Source organism: Shewanella sp. TC10, from assembly GCF_009663145.1.
Lineage (GTDB): Bacteria > Pseudomonadota > Gammaproteobacteria > Enterobacterales > Shewanellaceae > Shewanella.
In genome coordinates this window covers 38,557-45,854 of record NZ_VKHR01000046.1, presented here as the reverse complement: position 1 = coordinate 45,854, position 7,298 = coordinate 38,557, and the positions used below count along the sequence as shown (strand labels likewise).

The following is a 7,298-nucleotide window of genomic DNA, read 5'->3' as shown; positions in this document are numbered from 1 at the left end:
WCYCCTGTTACCGCCGTGAAAGGGCGGTAACAGGGGTTCGAATCCCCTAGGGGATACCACTATTTTATTTTTCTTGATKYATTTCGAGAAATTAAAGCAAGCGTTAAGTTTTAGCCTACAGAACTTAATGAGTATTCACTCTTTGCAGAGTCTAATGCAGTCCGGGTCCCCTTCGTCTAGAGGCCTAGGACACCGCCCTTTCACGGCGGTAACAGGGGTTCGAATCCCCTAGGGGATACCACTCTCTTTTTAAGAGTTATTAAAGCCACTTAATTGTGGTTTTTTTATGTCTGAAATTTAGATCTTACCTTTCTAAACGAACGTTAAAGCCTTTCCCCAACAACTAGCACAACAGTTCTGACACCTTACTTTATAGAACAATGACTAACCTTCTACCGCTCCGCCTCCTATAGCTTCAACCTATGATTCTGCATCAAGGTTTCTATTTCACTCATGAAGGATAATTATTTAAATTATTGGACTAGCTAGCGTGAAACAGGTGTTCTATTCATAAGCAGGTGCCATTAATAAAAACTAGTGTTTCAATAGTTTCAGTTTAATCGTGCTGCCCAATTACCCTATAGATTCAATCTCCATTCGATAAAGCAACAGCATATCTAAAATGCAACCAGGATTATTCAAAGCAACCTAGATTATCCAAAGCTTTGTCAAACGATACACCGAGCACTTGATATAAAAAAAGAGGCCTATTGGCCTCTTATAAAACGTTATAATTAACCTTAGCTTCGTACAGCTATGTCATCAGCCTTTGATTGATGATAAGTAAGGCGCATTATTGCGACACAGAGTAATGCAAGAATTCCACACGAACCAATCACAACACCTTGCCATTCAAGCTGGTGCCAAAAAATCATCAAATAAGGCCCTCCAAGCGATGCTCCGAGGTAATAACTGCAAAGATATAACGAAGTCGCTTTTGCACGATGAGTCGACGCTCTGATGGCCACAAACGAGTTACAGCAGCTATGGGTTAAGAAAAAACCACTTGCTGTGAGTAAAAAACCGATAACGATTGCAGCTAAGTTATCCATTAGGGTCAACAAAGTGCCTATGAGCATTACCACCAATGCGCCTTTAATTAAGCCTAAAGCCCCGAATTTAACAACCCACTTTGCTGACAAGTAAGACGTTAGGGTTCCACTTAAGTAACAAAGAAAAATTAATGTGGCAGCAAAACGACTAAAGTTATACGGTTCATCCATTAAGTGCAGCTGGATAAAGCTAAATTGATTGACCATCATCATGAAGGCAAGCCCACCAATGATGTAAACCAAGCGCATTTGATGATCAGTTAAATGGTAAATAAACCCACCAACATCCTGCTTTATTTTCGCAATCATACCGATTGAACTTTGAGTTTTCTCAGGTTTCAATTCTCGCCTTGGTAGCAGGTAGGTGACAATTGAGATCCCTAATAAAGTGACGGCAAAATTGACTGTCATGGCTTGCTCCCAAGTGCAGTATTGAGATAACAAACCGCCCATCAACCTACCACCAATCCCCCCTAAGCTATTGGCCATAATATAAATTCCAGCAGCTTTAAGTAAAAAACTTGCAGGCAATTGCTCTTTAAAATATGCCATGGCTATTGCTGGCACTGCAGCTAATAGGATGCCTTGTAATAATCTCACCATTAATAAAGCATCAAAATCTTGCGCAAATATCAATAAAATATTTGATGCCACTAATAACCATAGGCTCAGCATAATTGGGGCTAGACGGCCTACTCTGTCAGAAATAACGGCGTAAATTAATAATGAAAAAGCCAAAGAGAAGCTTGTAACAGAAAGAATAAGCGTTGCTTTGGCGCCGCTCACATGAAAATGCTCTGCAATAGAGGGTAGCATCCCCTGTACAGCATAAAGGTTGATATAGACAACGATAGAGGCTAAACACAAAGCCCAGATAAGGCGAAGCTCAGATCGAGATCGACCGAGTTCATTTACAGCATTAGCACGCAAATCAGGCACAACTTAAAGCCTCGATGAAATGTTTGAGAAAAGATGATTATTACTTGCTGTTCAGCATAAGCAAATTGAGTGACAAGAAGATGTGAGTTACGTCTTAAATTCTAAGAATAAATACTTAAGACGTAACTAAATAAGACTTTTTAAACCAAATCAAAGCAAGCTAGACTATCGCTGAACCTGCTTCATTATCACTTCAGTAGTAAATTTATCATTACTGATCACAGGGAATTTTTCATAGGTTTGAAAAATGACTTGATCTTGATAAGAAATCATAGCTACTACACCATAATCAATATCATCATCTATACCTTCTGCTGGCAAAGTAAACTTAAACGGTACCGGTGCCCGCGCAATATCAAAGGTCTTTTGAGAGATGATTAATCCAGGGGTATTAAAATCAATAATCGCAATATTGATCTTACAGCCTTGGGGTAAGGTAACTTTTTCAAGGTATCCTGCATAACCATTAATAATGACTGGTTTATCAGGCTCTACAGTCACACAGGCTGTCATCATTAATGCCATTAGCGCAAAAATGGCAGCTTTAACACCATACTTCATATACATTATCCTTTCGTCATTCTTAACAGGCCTTCTTGCGTTGCTGAAGCAACTAAACGCCCTTGCTGATCAAAAAACTGTCCCTTCACAAAGCCACGACCACCGCTTGCATTGGTACTTTCAACACTATAAAGCAACCAGTCAGAAAAATTAAATGGTCTATGGAACCACATAGCATGATCTATCGTAGCCATTCTCATGCCTGGAGTTAGGAATGAGACGCCATGTGGCTGCGCCGCTGTAACTAAGAAATTGAAATCTGAGGCGTATGCCAACAAATACTCCTGCACGCTATGGTCACTTGGAATATTGCCACTAGCACGCATCCATGTATAACGCTTAGGCTCAGTTGAGTCTGGCGCAATAGGATGAATAGGGTTAACTAAGCGCATTTCAATTGGCGAGTCAGCCATGAACTTTTCAAGTATTTTAGCAGGTACTTTATCTCGCATTGTAAGTGCAAGTTCTTGTTGATTGAGCAATCCATCAGGCCCAGGCACTTGCGGCATCTTTGCTTGATGATCAAATCCTTCTTCGGGAGTTTGAAAAGAACAAGTCATATAAAATATAGGACGGCCTTTTTGAATGGCTTTGACTCGTCTTGCACTAAAGCTGCCACCATCGCGCATATTCTCAACATCATAAACAATTGGTAATTTCTCATCACCCGCTCTTAAAAAGTAAGAATGTAATGAATGAACGTGTCTATCTTCGCTGACAGTTTGCTTAGCAGCACTTAGCGCTTGGCCCATCACCTGACCACCAAAAACATGACCAAAGCCTAAATCCTGACTTTGACCACGAAACAGTCCCAGCTCTATTTGTTCTAATGAAAGTAACGAAAGTAAATCGTTTAATACCTGACTCATAAATATCCTAACGCTGTTCAAGCAAACTAATAGTCTAAGGTTACCTTAGAACGACTCATCAATCGTAAAAATATTCTTAAATTTACGCACATGTAAACAAAATTCACTAAAAATCAGCACAAATAACAACAACTTTTTACCTAATTGCGAGATCACAACCTCGTACTTAATCATAAAAAATTGCTATGCTATTAGGCAATCCTAATTTAACTCAACATCTTGAAGCCTTAACTATATGCAATCTTGGATTTTAGCGATTCGACCACGCACCTTACCTGCTGCCATTGGTCCATTATTAGTGGGTAATATTTTAGCCCTTCACCTAGAACAATTTAGTTTTACCATTGCTTGTATTTCGATGTTATGTGCCGTTTTATTACAAATTGCCGTTAACTTAGCGAATGATTACTTTGACTTTAAAAACGGTATTGATACAGAAGAGCGTGTGGGCCCTGTTCGTGTCACTCAAAGTGGCATGATTTCACCTAACAGCGTTCGTAATGCAATGGTGATATGTCTTGTACTTGCGTTGCTCGTCGGCTCAGCACTGATTGTTCACGGAGGTTGGCCAATCGCCATTTTGGCAGTAGCCGCTTTATTAGGTGCCGTTTGTTACAGCGGTGGTCCTTACCCGCTTGCATCACATGGGTTGGGAGAAGTCGCAGCGTTTGTTTTTTTCGGGCTAGTGGCAGTGGTTGGCAGCTATTACATTCAAGCGGGCGATACCAGCACCAGCGCTTGGCTGTTAGGTAGCGCTATTGGTTTGTTTAATGCGGCCATTATGCTCGTTAACAACACCCGAGACATTCAAACGGATACCAAAGCCGGCAAACATACTCTTGCTGTTAGAATTGGTCAGGCGCAAGCTAGAGTACTTTATCAAGCATTAGTATATTTACCGTTCGGCATTATCATCGGTGGTTTCTTGATGGGAGCTTTACCAGGAATACCAGTATTACTTGCAGGCCTTGCATTAGTTTATGCACGTCAGCTTAGCGGTGAGTTTAGCCATACTAGTGGCGAGGCCCTTAACCCTATCCTTGGCCGAACAGCTAAATTGACCATGATTTTTAGCTTCTTATTCAGCATCGGCTTAATTTTTAGCTTACCTCACTAACATCAACAAAAAGGCTTCCTAGGGAAGCCTTTTTTGAAATGAGTTAAATCGATTTCCTGATATTAACCAGTGTCTCATTAACCAGAGTCTCATGCTTTAACGATGAACTACTCAACCTCTGCAGCGTTGGCCGCCGCAGCATTAGCGGAAATTTGTTTTCTATCAAATTGATCATTCAGTAAAATCAAATCAGCAATTGCAGCTCTTAACTTCACCGATGCAGGTGCCTTCTTAGTCGTTCTTTGGCTCATGGATTCACGTAATAAAACAATTTCTAATAACTTCTCTAGTGATTCACTATCTTTGATATCTAAAGGGGGGAGTTTTTTGTCTGCGGCTTGACTGTATTTCTCATATTCAGCGATAAGTGTTTCAATCGCTTCATCAACTCTTGCTGCCTTATCCATATTAGCACCCTGCTCCGTTATTATTTTAAAGCCTATAACTGAACCTATAGCACAGACGTCTGATATACAAGTTTTCTTCAAGCTTGGTAATGAGTAAGTATTGAAAATAAGACAGGTTTTTAAACGATAAGTAGGGTCTGTTGATCTTTGCTGGTTAAGTTTTGTTCGAAATAAAAGCGTTTTAATCGAGGCTAATGAATTGATGCCTAGTCATCTAAGCACCTTTTATTCACAAAGATGCATTCAACAAAGAGTAAAACGCTTATAGTCGAACCCTTCGGGCAGCGTTTGTAGGTCATTTTTACCGCGTTATCAACTTTTTATGTAGAATAACTACACCACAAAGTCTCTGCCTTGTACAAATGACCAACAATTCGCTGCAAAAAACAACCTCGAAAGATCAACAGGCCCTAGTGATATTCGCTGAACTCGAGCAATAAAAAAGCGCCTTATATTAAGACGCTTTGTTCATGTCCCGCCGTTAGTGGTAGGGCTTCGAATACATAAGAGAAATCTACACTTTAGATAAAATACGCTCTTTAGCGCTCCAATCTAAATGGTATTTTTCACCTGCAGGCTTATCTGTACGCTCAAAAGTATGTGCGCCAAAAAAGTCGCGCTGACCTTGAAGTAAGTTGGCCGGTAAAGTTTCGCTACGGTAGCTATCGTAGTACGCCACAGCAGAGCTAATACACGGTGCTGGAATCCCTTGCATTACTGAGGCTGCTACCGTCTTGCGCCAATTCATATGCTTAGCAGATAAACTGTCGCTGAAGGTTTGAGCCATCAGTAAGTTTGGAAGCGCTGCATCATCTTGATAAGCTTTGGTAATTGACTGCAAGAAAGTCGCACGGATAATACAACCTGCACGCCAAATCTTAGCAATTTCAGCAAAATCTAAAGACCAGTTTTGCTCTTTTGCTGCCATAGCCATTAATTGGAAGCCTTGTGCGTAGCAACACACTTTGGCGCAATACAATGCATCTTCAAGATTGGCAATAAACTCAGCTTTTTCAGCATCACTTAAAGCCACTTTTACAGGACCTGCAAGCTTTGAGCTTAAGTTAACTCGTAAATCTTTTTGTGTGCTCACTGCGCGCGCATAGACAGCTTCAGCAATAGTTGGCGCTGGGCAGCCAATTTGTAAACTGCTCACAGCAGTCCACAAACCTGTACCTTTCTGGCCTGCTTTATCTAATATCATTTCAACTAGAGGTTGACCCGTTAATGGATCATCTTGTTGTAAAACCTCAGCACTGATTTCCATCAAGTAGCTGTTTAAGCTGCCTTTATTCCAGTTATGGAAAATATCGCCAATTTCATGAGCTGACAAACCTAAACCATCATGAAGTAACTGATAAGCTTCGCAAATCAATTGCATATCGGCATATTCAATACCGTTATGAACCATTTTCACATAATGACCAGAACCTGCTGGACCAATATATGTAGTGCATGGCTCACCTTCAGTTACTGGGTTACCCGGCTCGAAGCGTTCAATAGGTAAACCTGTATCAGGGTCGACTTTAGCCGCCATGGCTTTCCATACAGGTGCAACATATTGCCATGCATCTTTATCGCCACTAGGCATAAGTGATGGGCCAAAGCGCGCACCAACTTCACCACCTGAAACCGCTGAACTAAAGAACACAAATTTGCCTTTAAAACGGGCTTCACGTTCAACAGTATCAGTCCATAAACTGTTACCTGTATCAACGATAATATCGTCAGACTCGATACCAGCTTCGATTAATGCATTACACACACCATCAACCGGTCCACCAGCAGGAACAGATAAAACAATAACACGAGGTTTAGCCAGTGAATCGAGCATTTCGGTAAGATTATTACAACCAAGCATTCGGGGTGCTTTGTCGGCTTTTCTTTCCGCTTGTTCTTGATTAATAGCAGCATTTACTTTTTCACTGTCAAGATCAAAAGCTGCCACCTGGTAGCCATTATCAGCTATGTTTAACGCGAGATTTTTGCCCATCACACCGAGGCCGATAACGCCGATGTCTGAACGAAATGATTGGGTATTCATTATTATTTTCCAAAGGTCACAGAGATTAATCGCGCGTAGCGAATCCATTTGAAGGGGGATTATACGGATTTATGTAACAAAATTACAGTCGCAATCTGTGCACACACTATTGCAGAAATAGGAAAACAATCATTAAAATTTTTTTATCTAATAAACACAGATAGTTATAAATTATATGTCAATTGTAAACGGCTAAATTAGTACAATCTTCAGCCTTTGACAAATAATCACCTTGATGATTTATAAAGCGGATAAAGCAGGGTTGTAAAAGCGCATCTATCGGAGTGATTAAGCTTTTACATCCCTTAC

At 40.6% G+C, this 7,298-nt stretch carries 6 protein-coding genes and 1 tRNA gene; 2 read left to right on the top strand and 5 right to left on the bottom strand.

The genetic code is table 11. From position 1 onward, the window contains the following. Window positions 1-165 precede the first annotated feature (165 nt). A tRNA-Glu gene (locus FNZ24_RS15395) sits at window positions 166-241 on the top strand. Window positions 242-740: 499 nt separating this feature from the next. Here FNZ24_RS15395 and FNZ24_RS15390 read toward each other — a convergent pair. From FNZ24_RS15390 to tesB, 3 genes are all read right to left on the bottom strand, one after another. Continuing rightward, window positions 741-1,982: an MFS transporter gene (locus FNZ24_RS15390; RefSeq protein WP_153915620.1), complete on the bottom strand. Its 1,242-nt coding sequence runs from the start codon at window positions 1,980-1,982 to the stop codon at window positions 741-743. A gap of 174 nt (window positions 1,983-2,156) precedes the next feature. Continuing rightward, window positions 2,157-2,558 carry a YbaY family lipoprotein gene (locus FNZ24_RS15385; RefSeq protein WP_153915617.1) on the bottom strand — a complete coding sequence of 134 codons (402 nt, stop codon included), beginning with the start codon at window positions 2,556-2,558 and terminating at the stop codon, window positions 2,157-2,159. Beyond that, window positions 2,558-3,421: an acyl-CoA thioesterase II gene (gene tesB / locus FNZ24_RS15380; RefSeq protein WP_153915616.1), complete on the bottom strand. Its 864-nt coding sequence runs from the start codon at window positions 3,419-3,421 to the stop codon at window positions 2,558-2,560. The genes FNZ24_RS15385 and tesB overlap by 1 nt, the downstream gene beginning before the upstream one ends. Window positions 3,422-3,656: 235 nt before the next feature. On the opposite strand from tesB, the gene FNZ24_RS15375 reads away from it, so the two are divergent. Beyond that, a complete protein-coding gene (locus tag FNZ24_RS15375) occupies window positions 3,657-4,538 on the top strand; it encodes a 1,4-dihydroxy-2-naphthoate polyprenyltransferase (RefSeq protein ID WP_153915615.1) in 882 nt (293 codons plus the stop codon). Window positions 4,539-4,645: 107 nt separating this feature from the next. Here FNZ24_RS15375 and FNZ24_RS15370 read toward each other — a convergent pair whose 3' ends face one another. Further along, window positions 4,646-4,945 carry a hypothetical protein gene (locus FNZ24_RS15370; protein ID WP_153915614.1) on the bottom strand — a complete coding sequence of 100 codons (300 nt, stop codon included), beginning with the start codon at window positions 4,943-4,945 and terminating at the stop codon, window positions 4,646-4,648. 514 nt (window positions 4,946-5,459) lie between these two features. After that, window positions 5,460-6,989, bottom strand: coding sequence for an NADP-dependent phosphogluconate dehydrogenase (gene gndA, locus FNZ24_RS15365; protein WP_153915613.1), 1,530 nt, complete (start codon window positions 6,987-6,989; stop codon window positions 5,460-5,462). Between the last annotated feature and the right edge of the window lie 309 nt (window positions 6,990-7,298).